The sequence below is a fragment of the Pseudoalteromonas sp. P1-7a genome, from assembly GCF_001401855.1.
Classification (GTDB): domain Bacteria; phylum Pseudomonadota; class Gammaproteobacteria; order Enterobacterales; family Alteromonadaceae; genus Pseudoalteromonas.
In genome coordinates, this window is record NZ_LKDU01000009.1 from 1 (window position 1) to 18338 (window position 18338).

Below are 18338 nucleotides of genomic sequence, written 5' to 3' on the forward strand. Positions count from 1 at the left end.
TGCATTGCTCTACCTTCTGCATCCATGCAGTCGTAAATGAGAATTTTTTAACGCAGATAGCGACACGTTTAGCCCCTGAAAATGATTAAATATTATTGCGGATTGGTATTGTTAACCAATTTAATGGTTTGGGTGTTTAATGAATGTGGCAGATTTAGGCGCACTAAAGCGCTAATTGATTGTTTTTTGATTTACTTTCTTGAGCTTATACAGTGCTTAGCATAAAATTAAATTACTTTAGATGTATTATAAATAGAAGTAATTAACATATGGAATTTGTGCGCCCGCTTGAGCCTATACTTATTATTGATGACGTTAAGGAAATACGTGACTACCTAAACCAAATATTAACGGAGCTAGGCTTTGAAGATATTTTAGAAAGCAACGATTACCTTTCTGCTAAACCCCTTCTTGATAAAAAATCACCCAATGTCATATTTTTGGATGTAGACTTACCTGACTCTGAAAGCTCTGATATTCTAGAACACATTAATGATAGTTACCCTCACGCGCACGTTGTTATGTGCTCGGGTCATAACACCCTTGAAAACGTGCAAAACACATGGGAATTAGGTGCCAAAGGCTTTATAGAAAAACCTTTTAACGCTAAAAAAGTTAATTCTGTTATGAAGCGCCTCGAACTAAGCGAATAAAATAAGGTCAGTATGCAAAACACTGTTTCGGCAATTATCGACGATTTATCGAGTGTTATTTTTGGAAAAAAACAACAAATAAAACTAGCACTCACCTGCTTATTCAGTGAAGGGCATTTACTGATAGAAGATTTACCAGGTATGGGTAAAACTACGCTCTCACATGCACTTGCTGCTGTGCTAGGGCTGTCGTATCAGCGTATACAATTTACTAGCGATCTTTTACCTGCCGATATTTTAGGAACCAATGTATTTAACGCTAATGAGCACACCTTTACATTTCATAAAGGGCCAATTTTTAGCCAAGTTGTATTAGCAGATGAAATAAACCGCGCGGGCCCTAAAACGCAAAGTGCATTACTTGAGGCAATGGAAGAGCAGCAAGTTACAGTAGATGGCAGTAAGTACACATTACCAAATCCTTTTTTTGTAATTGCCACGCAAAACCCGCTTTATCAATCGGGTACTTACCCACTTCCTGAATCGCAGTTAGATCGATTTTTAATGCGCATAAGTTTAGGTTTCCCTCCTAAAGAGGCTGAAAAACACCTTATTTTAAACATTAAACCGCGAGACTACAGCCAATTACCGCAAAGAATAGACGCTAAGCAGCTACAGCAAATTCAAACCATAATTAATCAAATTGTGATAAGTAGCCCTGTGCTCGACTACATTATTGAATTAGTAACGCATACTCGTCAAAGCGCCGCATTTGCAGGCTCGCTGTCTCCTCGTGCAAGTATGGCGCTTGCCAAAGCGGCTAAGTCGTGGGCATTTATTGAAGGGCGTGATTTTGTCACCCCTGACGATGTACAAGCTGTATTTGCTAGCGTGTGTCAGCACCGATTAGGTCTGCATAACGAATCGGGCGAAGCGCAAGTAAACGAAATTTTAAAAACTGTAGCTGTGCCAGTTTAACGTGTTATTTAAAAAAAAAGCTAAAAAGGTCAGTATATTAGGCGCATTAAAAATGCGTTTACTTAATAAACTACTTAAAAACAAGCATTCAAAGCAATCCATTACGCTGGCTCATAACAATATTTATGTGTTGCCCTCGCAGCTCGGCTTTTACTTTATTATTGTCGCTATTTTAAATTTTGTTATGGGGATTAATTATCAAAATAACTTAATTTTGGTGATGGCTTATTTAATGTTTGTGGTGATGATTATTGCCGTACTGCTTGGTTATACAAATGCCAAAGGGCTAAAGGTTGAATATATAAAAAGCGTTGCCAGCTTCTCACCAAATAAAGGATCGGTTAAATTTATTTTAAAAGCCCCAACACTTACGCAATCAGTATCGCTTAGCTACTCAAGTGATTCAAAATACGCAAAGCACTTAGCGCATGTTACGCCCAATGACAGCTCGTTAATTATTAACCTACCCTATAATACCCGCGGTAAATATCCCCTCAATCGTTTTAAAATACACAGTAATTACCCATTTGGGCTGGTAAGCGTGTGGAGTTATATACAACCTAATGACTCTGTTTACGTTTACCCTGCGCCAGAGCATGTATTAAACGACACTTACAACAATACGTTTGAACATACAACGCAAACAGGCAGTATTAAAGAGAGCGGCAGCGAAGAGTTTGATGAGCTAATTACGCATTTACCAGAAATGGGACTGCAGCGAATTTCATGGAAGCATTACGCTAAATCACAACAGTTACTCGTAAAAGAATTTAGTGATTATAAAAAGTCCGATATTGTTTTTGATTTTAAACAGCTAACGGGTAATACCGAGCAACGCTTGAGTCAGCTTTGCTTTTTAGTGTGCAATGCATGCGAAAACAACACAACGTTTACTCTCATTTTGCCCTCAGCAAGTTACAAAGCAACCAATGACACGCACGACAAGTCACAATGTTTAGCACTTCTGAGCGAATACGGCGGAGCAATTAATGGCTGAGCTATTAAATTACCGGGCAATAAATTTAGCAATGAGCTTTATCTATGCCTGTTTGTTTGCGTTTTATTTATCGCATATGCCCATACTATTTATTGGGGTTTTATCGTTGTTATGCCTGTGGAACGTGTACTTAACACTGACTAACACCCCTAAACCTAACGCGTGGCTTGCAAATATTTTGGCAGGATTAGCTTTAATATTAATGATTTACACCCTAGGTATAGGCGATACAGTAATATTGTTTGTTGCTATGTTATTGCTCTCTAGTATTTTTAAACTACTGCAGGCTAAAACGAAAAAGCATTACCATATTATTGTTACACTTACGTTTTTTTCTATTTCATCGGCGTATTTGTTTAACCAAAGCATAATAACCACCTTAACTATGAGCGCCCTATTTTTACTCAACTTTACGGTATTGAGCTTAATCGAATCTTCTCATAGTTTAAAATTAGCCTCTAAACAAAGTGCTAAGCTGTTATTTATTGCTTTGCCCTTAGCTATATTTTTGTTGTTGTTTTTACCTAAAATGCCCGCTTTTTGGCAATTACCTGGGCCAAAGCTTGCTAAAACAGGCCTCTCTGAACAGGTAGACCCGTTTGACATTGCAAAGTTGTCTAATTCTGATGAACTGGTTTTTAGAGCCCGCTTTGATAATAAAACGCCTGCCTCGCCTTATTATTGGCGCGCACTTGTGCACGACACCTTTGATGGTAAAGCGTGGAAAACATCTGATTTATTAAAATATAATAATCAAAGCGCGGATCACAATGAACAAATATTGGTACAAAATACCTACACTATTATTGCCGAGCCTGCTAATCAAAAGTGGCTATATGGGCTTAATTACGCAACCAGTAATAATAAAAATGTTGAAAGTAATGCATTAGGGCTGTTACGAAAAAAGCAATATCAAGCTAAAAGCTTGCAGTATCAGGTATCAAGTGCAGCACTGAGTAGTGAGCAACTTTCAAATTGGCAAACCGCTTATTACACACGCTTAAATAACCAAACAAACCAACAAGCAGCCAAGCTTGCAGCCACACTTAAACAATCAACAACCTCGCAAAGTGACTTTTATAAAGCATTGCTTAGCTACTTTGCTAAACAAGAATTTAGCTACACGTTAACCCCTGAGCCAATGACCGGTGACAGCACTATTGATCAATTTTTATTTGATAAAAAGCGCGGCTTTTGCGGCCATTACGCCAGTGCAGCAGCGTATATTTTTAGAAGCGCCGGTATTCCCGCACGCTTGGCCAGCGGTTATTTAGGTGGTGAAAAAAATCAATCAAATAATTATTTATCGGTTCGCCAATACGATGCCCACGCCTGGGTTGAAGTGTATATTAATAATCAGTGGCAAATTTTCGATGCCACAGCGGTGGTTGCTCCCGAGCGTTTAAATGGTTCACTTTCGCAAAACGAAGAACTAAATGACGAATTTAAAAGTAATCTTGATTTTGGCTTAGTGAGCTTAAGTAACTTTGCAGCCGTTAATTGGTTAAGGCTAAAACTAGAAACCCTTGATTACCAATGGACTAGCTGGGTACTTGGTTTTGACGAAGAAAAACAAAGTAACTTTTTAAAATCACTTTTTGGTAGTAAACACCTTTGGTTGGTACCTTTAGCAGTTATTTTAGGGCTTGCTTTTAGCTTTGCTGCTTATTTTATTTATTTAAATTGGCCACGCAACAAAAGTAAGCGCCCGCCGTTAGTTGCAGAATTTGAAGCCATTAAGCTCTGGGCAAATAAAAACAACATAACGGCGCCTAGTCACTATTCTCCTAATCAGCAGCTAATATACTTTGCAGAGCAAAGCCCTGTGGCGGCCGCACCTTTAATCGAATTTAGCTATTTATTTAATCAAGTGCGATATGCTAAAAAACCTTTTACTAAAGAACGTAAAAATCAGGCTAAAGATCTGATAAAATTAATTAAATCTTCAAAATAGAGAAAACTATGAATGCGGTTGTTATAGGCGTTATTTTAATGCTTGGGCTCTCCTTAGCCCGTGTAAATGTCATTGTAGCTATGATAATTAGTGCACTTGTAGCCGGTTTAACAGCTGGTTTAGGCATAAAAGAAAGTGTTGATGCATTTAATTCTGGCCTATCTGCCGGCGCTGAAATTGCTTTAAGTTACGCAATGTTAGGCGCCTTTGCAGTGGCTATTTCAAAATCGGGATTAACCCGTATCCTTGCCGAAAAACTATTAAACAAAGTGAATGCACAAGGTGCAGGTAGCGAAACCTTTTTAAGCTATTTTATTTTATTAATTATATTAGGCTTTGCTGTTTCTTCTCAAAATCTAGTGCCTGTGCACATTGCCTTTATCCCTATTTTAATACCCCCTTTACTCGTTGTGTTTAATCAACTACGCCTGGACCGCCGTGCCATTGCCTGTATATTAACGTTTGGTTTAGCTACCTCTTACATGGTATTGCCTTATGGATTTGGTGGCATTTACTTATATTCTATTTTGCATAAAAACTTAGTTGATAACGGCCTAGAAATTGTAAACACACAAGTGCCTATGGCAATGATTATTCCTGCCTGTGGTATGTTAATTGGTTTAATTATTGCGGTGTTTATAAGTTACGTTAAGCGCCGTGACTACAATGCGCAACCGTTAACAACACAAAGTAAAGCTACCGACATTGAAAAACCAAAAAAAGTGATGATAGTCGGTTTATTTGCTGTGATTTCATCGTTAGTTGCACAAAACCTAAGTGGCTCAATGATATTGGGCGGCCTTGTAGGTGTAATGATATTTAGTGTATTTGGCGTTGTTAAGTGGGAAGAAAACGGCGACGTATTTAGTAAAGGAGTCGCCATGATGGCGATGATTGGTTTTATTATGATTTCGGCCCAAGGATTTGCTTCAGTAATGAAAGCAACTGGTGATGTAGCAAGTTTAGTACACAGTGGCGCTGCGTTATTTGATGGCAATAAGCCCCTTGCTGCAGCAGCTATTTTGTTAGTGGGATTATTGATAACAATGGGGATTGGTAGTTCGTTTTCTACAGTGCCCATTATTGCTACCTTATTTGTGCCTTTGTGTTTAGATTTAGGTTTCTCAGTTATGGCAACCGCAGCTTTAGTAGGAACAGCCGGTGCATTAGGTGATGCGGGCTCCCCTGCCTCTGACTCTACACTTGGGCCAACCTCGGGTTTAAATGCCGATGGCCAACATGACCATATACGAGACTCTGTAATCCCAACCTTTATACATTTTAATATTCCTCTACTTATATTTGGTTGGATTGCGGCTATGGTGCTTTAATACTTTTGCACTTATGGTTTGTTGGATAGTTCATTATTTTTAAGGCATGTATTTCATGCCTTTTTTATATCCCCCCCTCTATTGTGAATATTAAATTTATATATTTTTATAGTTGCTATGATTGGTTATACATTGAATTTAGTATGATGTGTTCTTTTGCTGCAATTAAATAAGCACCTTAATTAGGTGCTTATTTAATTGCGAATTTACGCATCTATAGCTTGTTTCTTGTAGGTAAATTCAACACAGTTAACGCTGAAAATAGCTTTTAGAGATTGGTATATTATCCGATGCTCTACTTATCAAAGCCATAAATCATTTTATCGCACACAACCGGTGTGGGTCTGTGGTCATCGTCAACGGCTACAAATGTAAAACTACCTGAAATAGCAGAGTGTTTATCATCTTTATGCATAGTTTCAATGCATATATCCACATCTACCTTTAAAGAGGTATTACCCACGTGAACAACTTTAGCAATAAGTTCAGCAAAAGAACCTACTGGAATTGCTTCTTTAAAATCAACCCTATCTGATGAAATAGTCACTAAGGGCTTACGGCAAAAACGAGTAGCAGCAATAAAAGCTACTTCGTCCATCCATGCTAAAGCATCCCCACCAAATAATGTATTGTGATGGTTAGTACGCCCAGGAAACACAGTTTTAGTAACCGAGGTGGTTGAGTCTTTAATACGCTTTGCAATAATTGCATCACGGTTTGTTTCTGTCATAGTCTCTACTTTTTATTAGCAAGTTTATCTTGCATCAATAATGCTGGGTCTAGGCGCTCGCCTTCCCAGTTAAAACGCCAATCTAGGTGTGGGCCTGTTACACGCCCTGTTGCACCTATTTCAGCAACCTTATCGCCTTGAGTGATAGTATCGCCTACTTTTACGTCCAACTTACTTAAATGTATATAGGTTGAAGTAACGCCATGCCCATGGTCTATAATAAGTGTGCCACCTGAGTAATATAAGTCGGGATCAGCAAACACAACGGTGCCGCTAATAGGCGCATATACAGGTGAACCGGTTTTATTAGCAATGTCTAAACCAAAATGTGGGCGTCGTGGTTCGCCATTAAAATAGCGCTGACTACCATAAACACCCGATATACGACCCTGAGCAGGCTTAAGTACAGGATCTAAAAAATATTGTAAATCAGAGTTAACAGCGCGCGCTTTACGTATTGCTTGCGCTTCACGGCTAATACGTGCGCTTACTTCTTTAGGGGGCGACACATATTTTTTTGCCACACCGGTAATTTTATCAATTTTATAATCACGTTTAGTGATCATTAAATCTTGCGTGTGTGTTTTACCGTTTCTATCTACCCACTCAAGAGTGTGCTTTGATTCAGCATCGCGACCAAAACCGAATACAAAATCCCCATTTTGAGTTAACTTTAATGTTTTACCATCTAACGACACGGTTTTTACATTTTCAAGCTTGCCTGTCACTAAGCCGCCTTGAGTGAGGTGCCCTTTTAGCTCAAGCGCTAATGCACTAAAGCTAGTTGTGGTTACAAGCGCTGTTGCTAAAAGAGTTTTAAGCATAACTAATTGATCCCTTTCCTACACCTTCATAAGCGGTAATTTTTACGTCTTTGTCTGGGTATTCTGCCTTTACTTGCTCTGCTAGGTGCTGAGCAATACATTCTACCGTTGTATCTACGGGTAAAATGTCACAACGAGATTCACTAATAGCCATTTCAAAATAGCCTTGCGCTGCGGTGTAAGCAAAACACACATCATCGCCTTTAGCACTAATGTGTTTAAGTTCGCTTGCAGCGATTTGGTCTTCACGTGTGGCTAAGTAAATATCTTGCCATTTTTCAGCCCATTGCTTTTGTAAGCGAGGCATAGACATACCATCTAAACTAATACCTATTTGCGAGCGATGGCCATGAATAATGCGCTGACAGTTACCATCATGCTTTTTAAGGCCATGACTGTAGTGATAATAAAAGCTTTGGCTGTGCTCTGGTTTTAGCGACAATTCAATTTTTTCAATATTACTTGGTAGTTTAGGTAAAATAGTGTCGATTAAAAATTCAGTGACTGATTCAACACTAATTTCTGGCGCATCTATCATGCAATAAGCTTGATGCGGAGCACTCATAGCTAAATGGTGGTTATCACCAAATGTACAATCGAGCGTTTTGTAAGTATCAAATTCTTGTACCGTGCCATTTAAACCTTTAGCAATGGCTAGTTTGTGGTCTAAACAATCGTCAATTATGCCTTTAATTTGCTTTTTAACTAAGCCAAAGTCTAACACCATAGACTCTTCGTTTAGCTTGCCATGCAACGTTAAGTCAACAATCCAGCTCTCGCCAACGGCGCCGCGTTTGTTACATAAGTAAGAAAAATCAATCACTGTTAGTGAGTTAACAAAAAGGATCATAAACTTCCTTTAAACTGGTTATAAGTCAGGGGTAATTATAATGATTTCTGATTGTAATTGCGCGGTTTTATAGTCTAAAAAGCCGTCGCCACTACTGATTGGCGATAAATCACGCAAAAAAGTGTCTTTTTTCAACTGCTCCGAGTTGTTTGGCGTACAAGTGTACGCTAAAGTACTTGGCAATTTCTAAGCGAAGATAAGTGTTATGGAACCTAAAAATAGCTATACAAAAGAAGATTTGATCCTATGTGGTCAAGGTGAAATGTTTGGTGAAGGTAACTGCCGTTTACCAAGCGACAACATGTTAATGATGGACCGTATTACTTCAATCACTGCTGATGGCGGCGAGCACGGTAAAGGCCAAATTGTAGCTGAGCTTGATATTGACCCAAGCCTTTGGTTTTTTGACTGCCACTTTAAAGGCGACCCAGTTATGCCAGGCTGCTTAGGCCTAGATGCTATGTGGCAACTGGTTGGCTTTTTCTTAGGCTGGTCTGGTGGCCCTGGTTTAGGCCGCGCGCTTGGTGTAGGTGAAGTTAAATTTACCGGCCAAATTTTACCTACAGCTAAAAAAGTAACGTACCGCCTTGATATGAAACGTGTAATCAAGCGTAAATTATTTATGGGCATGGCTGATGGCACAGTTGAAGTAGACGGCCGCGTTATTTACGAAGCAAAAGATCTAAAAGTGGGCTTATTTCAAGATACGAGCGCATTTTAATATTATATATTTATGCAAAAAGGCCTCTATATAGAGGCCTTTTTACGTTAATTCTTTTGTGATGAATTAGGTTTTATACATGTTTCGGTTTTCAATTGCTTCACGCCAACCGCCTAACCATTCAGACTTAGGATCGATTTGCTGATAAGGGCATAGCTCTTTAGAGCGCCCAGCCAAACCTGCTTTAAAACCTTGAGAATGAGCTCTTTCTAAACGATCTCTTTTTTGTCTCTTCATCGGTAATATCCTCACCTTTTTTAATTATAAATTTTGTAGCATTAGTGAAATCTACATTTAATGAATAGTTAATAAAAATGTTAAATTCAAATAGCAAAATTAATTAATTTGTTTGACATTAACTAACCTGCTGATGCAAAAATAATTTAACATTTATAAAAACACAGTGGTCATACCACTTAATTTCTTACTGCTTATTTAATTTACAATACGGCTATCTAACCGCTTAAATGCACGTATGTGCTTAATGTCGGACACACCATTTTTGGCTTAGTTCCCTACAATAATGTAATCATGACAATTTTATTGCACTCTCAATTTTGAATAAAAAACAGTTTAAATGATTTATTTTTGAACAACTGGTATTAGTGCTTGATTAATTAAAGTCGATCGGTCTAATATGGGTTAACACAAAAAAGACTAATTAGGGGTTACTAATAATGAATACAGCTCAGGCACCTGCACGGCGCGGAAGGCCCCCTAAAATACCTCGCGAAAACGCTGATACGAAAGCGCACCTTATTAGGGTTGGCCTAGAAACCTTAACTGAATTTGGTTTTAGCGCAACTGGACTTGATACCATTTTAAAAAAAGCCGGTGTGCCTAAAGGCTCGTTTTATCATTACTTTAAAAGTAAAGAGGCGTTTGGTATTGCTTTAGTAAATGCCTACGACGAATACTTTATCACTAAGCTAAAAAAATACTTAACCGATAGCAGCACCCCGCCGCTTGAACGTTTAATACACTTTACGCAAAGTGCCATAATGGGCATGCAAAAATATCAGTACAAACGCGGTTGTTTAGTCGGAAACTTAAATCAAGAGCTCAACCATTTAAGTAATGAGTTTAAAACCCGCTTATTACAAAGCTATGTAGCATGGCAGCAGCAAGTTGAGCAGTGTTTAAATGAAGCACAACAACAAGGCACACTTGCTAAATCTGTTAATACAAAGCTTATGAGTGAATATTTTTGGATTGGCTGGGAAGGCGCTGTTATGCGCGCTAAATTAACCCAATCAAGCAAGCCCCTTACGCTGTATACAGAAATGTTTTTACGCGCATTACTCACCTAATGCGCATTTTATTTAACCATTAAAAACCGATCGGTCTAAAAGGATATGTTATGAGTAACCCAATTAAAGCTATTGTAATTACGAAAGACGAAAACTACGCTGCCGCGCTTAGTGAAGTGCAGCAAGGTGACCTACCAGATCAAAACGTGCAACTTGATGTACTTTATAGCACGCTCAATTACAAAGATGGGCTAGCCATTACAGGTAAAGGCCCTGTCGTGCGTAGCTTTCCTATGGTGCCCGGCATCGATTTGGTGGGTACAGTAAGTGGAACAAGTACGGATGAATTTAGTGTTGGCGATAATGTAATTTTAAATGGCTTTGGTGTAGGCGAAAAACACTGGGGCGGCCTTGCACAAAAGGCATCGCTTAATAGTGACTGGTTAATCCCCCTTCCTGCAGCGCTTTCGCCAAAACAAGCAATGCAAATTGGCACTGCGGGTTACACAGCAATGCTCAGTGTTATTGCCCTTGAAAAACAAGGTATTACACCAAGTGATGGTGAAATATTAGTGACCGGCGCAAACGGTGGTGTTGGCAGCTTTGCCATTTATTTATTAAATCAGCTGGGCTATAACGTAACCGCTGCAACAGGGAGAATGGAACAAAGCGATTACTTAAAGGAGCTGGGTGCATCACAAATTATTAGCCGCGATGAGCTTTCAATCCCAGGTAAGCCACTTCAAAAAGAACGTTTTGCTGGCGCTATAGATTCGGTAGGCAGCCATACGCTTGCCAATATTTGTGCATCACTTAAATATGGAGGGGTAGTTACTGCCTGTGGTTTAGCCCAAGGGATGGATTTACCCGCCTCAGTAGCGCCCTTTATTTTGCGTGGTGTGTCATTAATTGGGATAGACAGTGTTATGCGCCCTAAAAAAGACAGAATCGAAGCATGGGACAGACTAGCAAGCTTAGTAAAAGCAGATTACCTTGATAAAATCTCGACCGACATTACACTTGAGCAAGTCATTGAAAATGCCGAGCAACTTATGGACGGTAAAATTCGCGGCCGTGTCGTTGTTAATTGCCAAAGTTAAGCAATTTTATCTATTAAAGCCTCGTTATTAAATTTATAATGACATTTGTATTTTTATTAATGAGGCAACACCTATGAGCAACCAAGATCTTTACAGTAATAACCCACTGCAAGGCGTAAAATTAGAGCAAGTGGTTGAAGAACTGGTTGAGCAATATGGGTGGGAGCTACTGCACGCTTATTTGCAATTAAACTGTTTTAAAAACAATCCAGATATAAAATCGGCGGTTAAATTTTTACGTAAAACACAATGGGCACAAGAAAAGGTAGATAACTTTTACCTATACCGTCTTAAAAACTTGCCTAAGCCCGACGATGTACAATACCAATTACCGCCACGAGATAGAGTTATTCCTGCGGATCATAAACCGGGGGAGCCGTGCGAACTAAGCTTTAGTGATGCAAAGCGAATTATGGAAAAAAAGGCCACTAAACAACGCGCCAGAGCACGAAAGCAACGCTCAAACGCTAGTAACCCGTGGGGTAACTAAGTTAACCTCAACTCTAGATAATACATCTATCTCTAGCAGCTATTTTCAGCGCTAACAGCGTTGAATTTACTTGCAATAGGCTAGCTATTGACGCGTAAATTCGCCTTGTTTTCACCGAAAACCGCTGGCTAGAGAATTAAGCTTAAAGATCATCATGATAAATTATGTTGGTGTATCTCTAAACCAGAGTTCAGGTTAAGTTATATTTTTAAAGCCAATGTATATTGGCTTTTTTTAGCGCTGCAATATAAGGGCTTAGTAACCGCGTTTGCGCCAAAAGTCATTAACTGAGCCTTGCTCTTCAAGCGCAACTTTAAATGTTTTATCAGCAATAATTTTATTGTTCAGGGTAAGTGTCATCCGCCAATCACCTAATTTATTTTCAATAGGCTCCCACAGCGTATCCCCTAAATAAAACTGCCAGTCATTCTCTTTAATGTATTCAACGCCTGCAAAGGGCGGCATTATTTCACCATTGTTGTCTGGTATATCAGGGTGATAAATACAAAAGTGGAGTTTTTCCCCTTTGGCTTTTTTGATATTAATTATTAAACCAAATTCAACATCAAGCTTAGCAATAACATTGGTTGTAAATTGCTCAATTTGTGGCAGCGTCTTACTTTTACTATCCCATGTAGAATAAATGCCGAAGCTTTGAATTGACACCTCAGGTTTTGATTTTGCCATTACACCATTCTTTATTTTGGGCTGTTAAAACACTGATTTTATAATACTTACATCTTAAGTAAAATCATCCATTAACATACATACTCAATGTTGTTGTATTTTTGCACATTGCTTGCACATTTAAGATTAAAAATAGCGTCAATTAGTACTTAATTGGCTGTGTACAATGAATCACTCACTACCTAATAAAATTAAACTATTAAAAATTTCGTTATTAAGCGCAGCAATTTGCTCTATTGTTGCATGCGGTAGTGATGAGCAAAGCATAACAACCGCTACCGATGAAAGTACACCTTCAAGCAGTAACAGTACAACAGCAACAGGTAGCAGCTCTACCGAACAAGTGCTATGTGATTACAGTTACAATGAATACAACGACTCTACATCAGTGCAAACCACCAGCTCTGCTGATTGGGCATGCACAGGGACAACACGCGATGTAGTCGCTAATGGCATTCCAGATCATGATGTAGGCACGTTCCCTAACCCCGATAATCCAAACACCATTTCTGAACAAACTGTGAGTGAAAGCTTTACGCTAACGCCTATACAAAGCGATACCACAACCTTAATGGGCGGCCCTCGTGGCGTATTAGGCATAGTACTAAATGGCGTTAAAATTGATGCTGGTACAGGCGGCAGCTGCGATGATTCTGGCGATAACTGCTCGCTTGGCGATAACAGTGGCAACTGGAGTATTGAAGCTCTAAGCCAAGATACTTTTAGTTTTGGTACAGACGATAACAACGCACATGTCCAGCCCGATGGCACCTATCATTACCATGGCATGCCAGAGGGATTTGTTACCCTTAGAGGCGGCAACAGCTCAACAATGACTTTAATTGCATGGGCGGCTGACGGGTTTCCTATTTATGCGCGTTATGGCTATAGCACCGCTGATGATGCCAGTTCGCCGCTTAAAGTGATGACAGGTAGCTACCAGCATATTAGTACAGTAAGCGATAACCGCCCTTCTATCGAAATTTATCCTCTGGGTACTTTTGCACAAGATTGGGAGTATGTAGCTGGCTCTGGCGATTTAGATGAGTGTAACGGGCGCTTTGGTGTTACCCCTGAATTCCCTCAAGGCATATACCATTACTACGCAACCGATACTTACCCGTTTTTTCAGCGCTGTGTGAAAGGCGAACTGTAAATTAGACTATAGGCAAAGTGAGTATGATGAATATACAAAAAAAAGCACTGGTTGCGCTTATATTAGTAGCTAACATGGTTATAGCTCCAGTTGCTTATGCACATTTAATGGTGGCTCAACACGGAACATTAAACGTGATTGATAATCATGCCTTTATAGTTCTCTCGTTGCCTATTTCGGCATTTAATAACCTTGATGACGATTTGAACAAAAAAGTCTCTTTGGATGAATTTAACGCCCATAAAAAGCAAATCCGCAAAATCATAAAGCAAGGCATTTATTTAAACGATCATCTTTATAAGTTTTCCCTAGAAGGCTTATTATTAAACCCTGAAGTGTCGCATGATGATGCTAATAATATTGAGCACATAACGATTACAGGCCGCTATACAGTGCCAGTTATAACTAAGCAGCTTAAATTAAATGTTAGGTTATTTAGTAAAAATTCTGATTTAAATAAATACCACATTACCGCCACTAATAAACAGCAAAAATTGAGTCATCAATTCGCTGTAACACCCCGTACACCTTTTAGCACAGTGTTTTAAACTAACAATTAAGTAGCCAAGGGCAAACTTACAATTAAGCTGACCTTTTTAATGTGCTAATAATTTCGGGTTTTTAGGATAGAAATTATTTGGTTGTTTTTCGCAAAGCGAAAATTCGCGGGTGTTTTTATAAGGAAGCTTCATAAATCCTGCTACCCCCACATCAGTAATATTCACAGCATACTGCATTAATTTATTAAGTAACCGTTTAAACTCTGCTTCTTTGCTTTCATCGAGTAAGCGATAATAATGATGTATTTTCATTCTATCAGGCAAGGCTTCAAAAATAATACACCCCGTATGATGAATTTGGTTTAACTCAAACACGCATTTAATTACCTTTTTAGGCAATTGCAGCTGCTCATCAGGGTCTTTACCGTCTTCAAAATAAGAATGTGGCCGTGCAATTTCATTGGCTTTCATACTGACAACTTCATAATCAAGCTCAGGAAGATTATCAAACTTAAACGCCCCTGTTCCATCTCGCTCTAATTGAATCGTTTTACGCGCATCAAATAAACAACATTTAAATAGCCCTTTTTGATTAATTGCTTGAGCCAGCATCACGGTATTGTTAATAGCATCGGTAAACGCTGCTTTTAAACTTTCATCATGCACAATAAGCGATGACTCAACAAACAACGACTCATCTTTCCAATGAAAACTCAATCCACCCACAACTGGGTATTTAGCTAAGCGGCTAATAGAAGCCAAAAAGGCTTTTTCGGTATCCCCAGTATCAAACAAAAACTCTTTATAATAGCGGTCTAGTTGCGCATCGTTAACATCAAGCAGTTGCTGATTATGATCGGCCTGGCGTAAAAACTGTTTGCGTGAGCTATATACTACGGTGTCAGGCTTATCGCCTTTGCCAAACCAATACGGGATAGCAGGACGCGGCTGCTCTTTTTTAAGCTCAGGCAGATAAGCCTTAGCCATTTTGGTAATGTTACGCATAAAGTAATCGCCTGCACCATCACGTATGGTTTTATTTTTAGAAAGCATGCCATCAATTACATTAGCCAGCTCTTTGGGTAAACCAAGCGAGCTTGCAGGAATGGCCTGCGCACCAAAACGACATGATTGAGCAGAGGCAAGTGCATATAACGTTGAGGCAACACCTTGCTCGTCAAAGCGCGGGGATGACTGCTCACCCGACATTTGCGCATCACCTATAAAATACACATCGCCCATTCTGGCATTAGTAGTGCTTAAATCGCCCGACATTAAATCCATAAAATTACTGGCTATAGGCTCGCCATTACTATCAACCTGTGCGTAAACAGAGCTTCCCCAATCAACTAAAGACAGCGCATCGCTTTGCTCATCCCATACCAAGTTGGAAGGTTTTATATCGCCATGTACTATAGGTTGAGGGGTTAAACCATTTTTATGGTTACGAAGATCAATTAACACATTACGCAGCCGCACCGCTAATTGCATAATTTGGTGGGCACTAAAACGCCCTTTTTTTAGCGATACTTTTTCAAGGTCTTCACCAATGGCGCGGGCCATCATTAAAATGCCTTGCTTTTTTATACGCTCAAACGCATAAAAGGTTGGTACGAGCGGGTTATTAATTTGCGAGAGCATATACGCTTCGTCTTCTAGGCGGTCGCGCACACTTTGGGCAAGCGTAATACGCGAGAACTTAAACACCCAAGGTAAATTATTTTCGTCAGTACCAGCAAATACAAACCCAAACGCGCCTGAGCCAATCATCTCAACATTTTTATAGCCAAGTGCGGTCAATTGCTTAATACAAATATTAAGCCATTGACGATGTTTTTTTGCATCCCTGTGAGAGAGCAAATAAATAGACTGCTCTTCGTTTATATAAAAATTACGAATTTCTTTGGCTTTCAATACAGGCTCTTTGTTGTTTGCGTTAATTAGTGAGTTAGCCACATGATTATTAGTGTTATATAGGCAGATTACAATAGCCCGATAGCTCTTTTTACCTATGCTTATAGGCGAGATCACACACTAAATTTACAACAACTAATGCACCTTCTTAACAAATACTGCATCCAATTAACCTGCTAAGCCGTATTTAAACTATCAGCTTATTATAGATAGCAATACATAGGGATTTTAGTCATGAAAAATGTAGTCATACTTTCAATAAGCGCGTTTTATTACACACCTAGCTACGCAAATATTGAAACCATTACAGTGTATGGGCATAGAGATGGATTAATTGGTAACTCTATAAGTGCCTCGAGCGGCATTATTGGCCAAGGTGAAATACAGCAACGCCCGATGCTCAGAAGCGCCGAAATGTTAGAGCTTATACCGGGTATGGCAGTCACTCAGCACAGTGGCTCTGGAAAAGCGAATCAATACTTTATTAGAGGATTTAACCTCGATCACGGTACTGATTTTGCCACCAGCATTGAGGGCATGCCTATCAATATGCGAAGCCATGGTCACGGCCAAGGTTATACCGATCTTAATTTTATTATCCCAGAAGCTATTTCAACTATAAATTATCAAAAAGGGTCATACAGTGCGTCACAAGGTGACTTTTCAAGTGCTGGGAGTGCACAGTTTAAATTGGCTGACAATTTAAAGCATCAACAAATCGAGCTTAGCATAGGAGAGGATAATTATAAGCGTGCTGTAGTACTTGGCTCTACAAACCTTACAACAGGAAAACTAATTGCAGCAGCTGAATGGCAAGGTTACGACGGCCCATGGAACAAAATAAACGAAGACGTGAATAAAAAAAATGCCCTATTACGCTATATTGGTAAAGCGTTAAATGGGGAGCTTTCAATAAGTGCAATGGCTTATGACAATGCATGGAACTCAGCAGATCAAATTCCTAAGCGGGCTGTAACCCAAGGTATAATAAATCAATTAGGCTCACTGGATACCACCCTTGGTGGCAGTTCTAGCCGTTATAGTTTATCAACTAACTGGCAAAGTGAGCATATTAAAGCCAGCGCTCATATCATTAATTACGATTTAAATCTATATTCTAATTTTAGTTACTTTTTAAATGATCCAATTAATGGTGATCAATTTAATCAGCAAGATAGCCGCACTATTTATGGCACTAATGTAAGCTATCAGTTCGACACGCAAACACAAGCTATAATCATGCAACATACTACAGGGATTGAGCTTCGCCACGATGACATTGATAACGTAGGGCTTTATAACACAAAAGCCAGAAAACGACTCAGTACAGTAAGGCAAGACGCACTCAAGCAAACTAGTTACTCAACCTATTGGGAGTCTAAATTTTTGCTTACCCCAAAATTTGAGGCTACCGCGGGTGTAAGGTACGACTATTTTGGCACAAACGTTACTAGTATTACTGCTGTAAACTCAGGTAAAACAAACGATGATTTAATTAGTTTTAAAGCAAACTTAAATTACCGTTTCACTGATTTGCTCGCTGTCTATGCTAATTGGGGTCAATCATTTCATTCTAACGATGCACGAGGCTCTACAATTACAATTGACCCAATTACAGAAGAACAGGCACAGCAAGTCGACCTATTAGTAAAAAGTGAAGGCGCTGAAATTGGATTACGCTTTGCTGATGATAAAAAATATAATATATCGGCTGCACTTTGGTGGTTAACCCTCGACTCAGAGCTATTATTTGTGGGCGATGCCGGTAATACAGAGCCAAGTGATGCATCTAAACGTTATGGGTTAGAGCTAAGTGCTTATTATTGGCTAAACGATAGGTTTAGTCTTGATTTAGAAACCTCGTTCACGCATTCTCGCTTAGAAATTAATGATAAAAATAACTACATAGAAGGGGCTGTGCCGGTAGTAGCAAGTACAGGTTTAAACTGGCATATAAGTGAACAATGGCAGTCATCAATTAGAGTACGCCATATTGGTAAACGTACATTAACGGATGACGGTGATAAACGGTCAAACCCATTAACGGTAGTCAATAGTGCTATTAGCTATAAACAAACGCACTGGAAAATCGACCTAGAACTACTCAATTTATTTAACAGTACCGATCACGATATAGATTACTACTACGCTTCGCGCCTACCGGGCGAGCCTGCGCAAGGTGTTGAAGATAACCACTTTCATCCAATTGAACCTCGCACAGCCCGCTTATCAATTAGCTTATTGTTTTAATTGAGCAAGGTGC

The 18338-nt window shown here is 39.3% G+C and carries 18 protein-coding genes; 12 read left to right on the plus strand and 6 right to left on the minus strand.

Going from position 1 to position 18338, the window contains the following annotated elements; translation table 11 throughout:
- Positions 1-269 precede the first annotated feature (269 nt).
- Genes AN389_RS07885 through AN389_RS07905 form a run of 5 tightly spaced genes read left to right on the plus strand, consistent with a single transcriptional unit; the run spans position 270 to position 5853 of the window.
- Complete coding sequence (locus AN389_RS07885) at positions 270-653, plus strand: response regulator (RefSeq protein ID WP_029772290.1); 384 nt, start codon at positions 270-272, stop codon at positions 651-653.
- Positions 654-665: 12 nt separating this feature from the next.
- Positions 666-1571 carry a MoxR family ATPase gene (locus AN389_RS07890; protein ID WP_055018804.1) on the plus strand — a complete coding sequence of 302 codons (906 nt, stop codon included), beginning with the start codon at positions 666-668 and terminating at the stop codon, positions 1569-1571.
- Positions 1572-1623: 52 nt separating this feature from the next.
- A complete protein-coding gene (locus tag AN389_RS07895; RefSeq protein WP_055019606.1) occupies positions 1624-2568 on the plus strand; it encodes a DUF58 domain-containing protein in 945 nt (314 codons plus the stop codon).
- A complete protein-coding gene (locus AN389_RS07900) occupies positions 2561-4522 on the plus strand; it encodes a DUF3488 and transglutaminase-like domain-containing protein (protein WP_055019547.1) in 1962 nt (653 codons plus the stop codon). The genes AN389_RS07895 and AN389_RS07900 overlap by 8 nt, the downstream gene beginning before the upstream one ends.
- A gap of 8 nt (positions 4523-4530) precedes the next feature.
- Positions 4531-5853 (plus strand): Na+/H+ antiporter family protein, encoded by a 1323-nt coding sequence (locus AN389_RS07905; RefSeq protein ID WP_055018806.1) that lies wholly within the window; start codon positions 4531-4533, stop codon positions 5851-5853.
- Positions 5854-6148: 295 nt separating this feature from the next.
- Here AN389_RS07905 and AN389_RS07910 read toward each other — a convergent pair whose 3' ends face one another.
- Genes AN389_RS07910 through AN389_RS07920 form a run of 3 tightly spaced genes read right to left on the minus strand, consistent with a single transcriptional unit; the run spans position 6149 to position 8257 of the window.
- Complete coding sequence (locus tag AN389_RS07910) at positions 6149-6583, minus strand: acyl-CoA thioesterase (protein WP_055014783.1); 435 nt, start codon at positions 6581-6583, stop codon at positions 6149-6151.
- Between the two features lie 5 nt (positions 6584-6588).
- On the minus strand, positions 6589-7407 hold the full coding sequence (locus AN389_RS07915; protein WP_055019548.1) for a M23 family metallopeptidase: 819 nt from the start codon (positions 7405-7407) through the stop codon (positions 6589-6591).
- Entirely contained in the window at positions 7400-8257 is an 858-nt protein-coding gene (locus AN389_RS07920; RefSeq protein WP_055018808.1) for a 6-carboxytetrahydropterin synthase, read from the minus strand. The genes AN389_RS07915 and AN389_RS07920 overlap by 8 nt, the downstream gene beginning before the upstream one ends.
- Positions 8258-8462: 205 nt before the next feature.
- On the opposite strand from AN389_RS07920, the gene fabA reads away from it, so the two are divergent.
- Positions 8463-8978 (plus strand): bifunctional 3-hydroxydecanoyl-ACP dehydratase/trans-2-decenoyl-ACP isomerase, encoded by a 516-nt coding sequence (fabA, locus tag AN389_RS07925; RefSeq protein WP_004586523.1) that lies wholly within the window; start codon positions 8463-8465, stop codon positions 8976-8978.
- 66 nt (positions 8979-9044) lie between these two features.
- Here fabA and rmf read toward each other — a convergent pair whose 3' ends face one another.
- Entirely contained in the window at positions 9045-9215 is a 171-nt protein-coding gene (rmf, locus tag AN389_RS07930) for a ribosome modulation factor (protein WP_004586522.1), read from the minus strand.
- A gap of 440 nt (positions 9216-9655) precedes the next feature.
- Here rmf and AN389_RS07935 point away from each other — a divergent pair, with 440 nt between their 5' ends.
- From AN389_RS07935 to AN389_RS07945, 3 genes are all read left to right on the plus strand, one after another.
- A complete protein-coding gene (locus tag AN389_RS07935; RefSeq protein WP_055019549.1) occupies positions 9656-10288 on the plus strand; it encodes a TetR/AcrR family transcriptional regulator in 633 nt (210 codons plus the stop codon).
- A 50-nt stretch (positions 10289-10338) separates the two neighbouring features.
- Complete coding sequence (locus AN389_RS07940; RefSeq protein ID WP_055019550.1) at positions 10339-11328, plus strand: MDR family oxidoreductase; 990 nt, start codon at positions 10339-10341, stop codon at positions 11326-11328.
- Positions 11329-11401: 73 nt separating this feature from the next.
- A complete protein-coding gene (locus AN389_RS07945; RefSeq protein ID WP_055014778.1) occupies positions 11402-11818 on the plus strand; it encodes a VF530 family DNA-binding protein in 417 nt (138 codons plus the stop codon).
- 255 nt (positions 11819-12073) lie between these two features.
- Here AN389_RS07945 and AN389_RS07950 read toward each other — a convergent pair whose 3' ends face one another.
- Entirely contained in the window at positions 12074-12505 is a 432-nt protein-coding gene (locus AN389_RS07950; protein ID WP_055014777.1) for a DUF3859 domain-containing protein, read from the minus strand.
- Positions 12506-12671: 166 nt separating this feature from the next.
- On the opposite strand from AN389_RS07950, the gene AN389_RS07955 reads away from it, so the two are divergent.
- Entirely contained in the window at positions 12672-13661 is a 990-nt protein-coding gene (locus AN389_RS07955) for a YHYH protein (RefSeq protein ID WP_055019551.1), read from the plus strand.
- Positions 13662-13684: 23 nt separating this feature from the next.
- Positions 13685-14209 carry a hypothetical protein gene (locus tag AN389_RS07960; protein ID WP_082430544.1) on the plus strand — a complete coding sequence of 175 codons (525 nt, stop codon included), beginning with the start codon at positions 13685-13687 and terminating at the stop codon, positions 14207-14209.
- A 48-nt stretch (positions 14210-14257) separates the two neighbouring features.
- Here AN389_RS07960 and AN389_RS07965 read toward each other — a convergent pair whose 3' ends face one another.
- Entirely contained in the window at positions 14258-16075 is a 1818-nt protein-coding gene (locus AN389_RS07965; RefSeq protein ID WP_055019608.1) for a protein kinase domain-containing protein, read from the minus strand.
- Between the two features lie 234 nt (positions 16076-16309).
- Here AN389_RS07965 and AN389_RS07970 point away from each other — a divergent pair, with 234 nt between their 5' ends.
- Entirely contained in the window at positions 16310-18325 is a 2016-nt protein-coding gene (locus tag AN389_RS07970; protein WP_055019552.1) for a TonB-dependent receptor, read from the plus strand.
- The last annotated feature ends 13 nt before the right edge of the window (positions 18326-18338 follow it).